This window comes from Aeromonas sp. 604282 (genome assembly GCF_049170575.1).
GTDB classification, from domain to species: Bacteria; Pseudomonadota; Gammaproteobacteria; order Enterobacterales; family Aeromonadaceae; genus Aeromonas; species Aeromonas veronii_A.
Genome location: NZ_JAAKMV010000026.1, coordinates 1 through 2,980 on the forward strand (window position 1 = coordinate 1; position 2,980 = coordinate 2,980).

The 2,980-nt window shown below is 52.7% G+C and carries 1 rRNA gene; it reads right to left on the reverse strand.

Annotated features, from left to right (window positions below):
- A 23S ribosomal RNA gene (locus G5367_RS20030) occupies window positions 1–2,824 on the reverse strand; the annotation flags it as partial.
- Window positions 2,825–2,980 lie beyond the last annotated feature (156 nt).

Here is a 2,980-nt window from a genome sequence, read left to right on the forward strand (position 1 = left end):
CCTATCAACGTTGTGGTCTCCAACGGCCCTTTAGGACCCTCAAGGGGTCAGGGATGACTCATCTCAGGGCTCGCTTCCCGCTTAGATGCTTTCAGCGGTTATCGATTCCGAACTTAGCTACCGGGCAGTGCCACTGGCGTGACAACCCGAACACCAGAGGTTCGTTCACTCCGGTCCTCTCGTACTAGGAGCAACTCCCTTCAATCATCCAACGCCCACGGCAGATAGGGACCGAACTGTCTCACGACGTTCTGAACCCAGCTCGCGTACCACTTTAAATGGCGAACAGCCATACCCTTGGGACCGACTTCAGCCCCAGGATGTGATGAGCCGACATCGAGGTGCCAAACACCGCCGTCGATATGAACTCTTGGGCGGTATCAGCCTGTTATCCCCGGAGTACCTTTTATCCGTTGAGCGATGGCCCTTCCATTCAGAACCACCGGATCACTATGACCTACTTTCGTACCTGCTCGACCTGTCCGTCTCGCAGTTAAGCTGGCTTATGCCATTGCACTAACCTCCTGATGTCCGACCAGGATTAGCCAACCTTCGTGCTCCTCCGTTACTCTTTGGGAGGAGACCGCCCCAGTCAAACTACCCACCAGGCACTGTCCGCGAGCCCGATTCAGGGCCCTGCGTTAGAACATCAAACATACAAGGGTGGTATTTCAAGGACGGCTCCAGCGCAACTGGCGTCACGCCTTCAAAGCCTCCCACCTATCCTACACATGTAGGTTCAATGTTCAGTGCCAAGCTGTAGTAAAGGTTCACGGGGTCTTTCCGTCTAGCCGCGGGTACACCGCATCTTCACGGCGAATTCGATTTCACTGAGTCTCGGGTGGAGACAGCATGGCCATGGTTACACCATTCGTGCAGGTCGGAACTTACCCGACAAGGAATTTCGCTACCTTAGGACCGTTATAGTTACGGCCGCCGTTTACCGGGGCTTCGATCAAGAGCTTCGCTTGCGCTAACCCCATCAATTAACCTTCCGGCACCGGGCAGGTGTCACACCCTATACGTCCACTTTCGTGTTTGCAGAGTGCTGTGTTTTTGATAAACAGTCCCAGCCATCTGGTCACTGCGACTCCCGACAGCTCCATCCGCAAGGGACTTCACCATCAAGAGCGAACCTTCTCCCGAAGTTACGGTTCTATTTTGCCTAGTTCCTTCACCCGAGTTCTCTCAAGCGCCTTGGTATTCTCTACCCGACCACCTGTGTCGGTTTGGGGTACGATGACTTGTAATCTGAAGCTTAGAGGCTTTTCCTGGAAGCAGGGCATCAATGGCTTCCGCACCGTAGTGCGTTCGTCTCGTGTCTCAGTGTTGTGTCTCCGGATTTGCCTAGAAACACCACCTACGCACTTTCACCAGGACAACCGTCGCCTGGCCCACCTAGCCTTCTCCGTCCCCCCATCGCAATTACAAGTCGTGCAGGAATATTAACCTGCTTCCCATCGACTACGCCTTTCGGCCTCGCCTTAGGGGTCGACTCACCCTGCCCCGATTAACGTTGGACAGGAACCCTTGGTCTTCCGGCGAGGAGGCTTTTCACCCCCTTTATCGTTACTTACGTCAGCATTCGCACTTCTGATATCTCCAGCATACCTCTCGATACACCTTCGCAGACTTACAGAACGCTCCCCTACCACTCACGCTTAGCGTGAATCCGCGGCTTCGGTGCCTGGTTTGAGCCCCGTTACATCTTCCGCGCAGGCCGACTCGACTAGTGAGCTATTACGCTTTCTTTAAATGATGGCTGCTTCTAAGCCAACATCCTAGCTGTCTGAGCCTTCCCACATCGTTTCCCACTTAACCAGAACTTTGGGACCTTAGCCGGCGGTCTGGGTTGTTTCCCTCTTCACGACGGACGTTAGCACCCGCCGTGTGTCTCCCGGATAGTACTTACTGGTATTCGGAGTTTGCATGGGGTTGGTAAGTCGGGATGACCCCCTAGCCCAAACAGTGCTCTACCCCCAGTAGTATTCGTCCGAGGCGCTACCTAAATAGCTTTCGGGGAGAACCAGCTATCTCCGAGTTTGATTGGCCTTTCACCCCCAGCCACAGGTCATCCCCTAACTTTGCAACGTTAGTGGGTTCGGTCCTCCAGTTGATGTTACTCAACCTTCAACCTGCCCATGGCTAGATCACCCGGTTTCGGGTCTACACCTTGCAACTAGACGCCCAGTTAAGACTCGGTTTCCCTACGGCTCCCCTATACGGTTAACCTCGCTACAAAATGTAAGTCGCTGACCCATTATACAAAAGGTACGCAGTCACCCCGAAGGGCTCCCACTGCTTGTACGTACACGGTTTCAGGTTCTATTTCACTCCCCTCACAGGGGTTCTTTTCGCCTTTCCCTCACGGTACTGGTTCACTATCGGTCAGTCAGGAGTATTTAGCCTTGGAGGATGGTCCCCCCATATTCAGACAGGATGTCACGTGTCCCGCCCTACTCGATTTCACATCAAGGTTGTTTTCGTGTACGGGGCTATCACCCTGTATCGCCGGCCTTTCCAGGACCGTTCCACTAACTTCCAAGATGCTTAAGGGCTAATCCCCGTTCGCTCGCCGCTACTGAGGGAATCTCGGTTGATTTCTTTTCCTCGGGGTACTTAGATGTTTCAGTTCTCCCGGTTCGCCTCGTTACACTATGTATTCATGTAACGATACCCAAGTTATCTTGGGTGGGTTTCCCCATTCGGAAATCTGTGAGTAATAGCGTCTCTTACCGACTTCTCACAGCTTATCGCAGGTTAGTACGTCCTTCATCGCCTCTGACTGCCAAGGCATCCACCATGTACGCTTAGTCACTTAACCATACAACCCCAAGAAGTGTCGGTGAAACCGGCACAGCTTGTTGTCGTACAACAAGGACCAAATAAAATTTGGTTTTCGCCAAGAAGTTTCCAAAGCACTTGTAACAAATGTTTGAGAACTACTTTTTAAATCAGCTTTCCAGATTGTTAAAGAGCA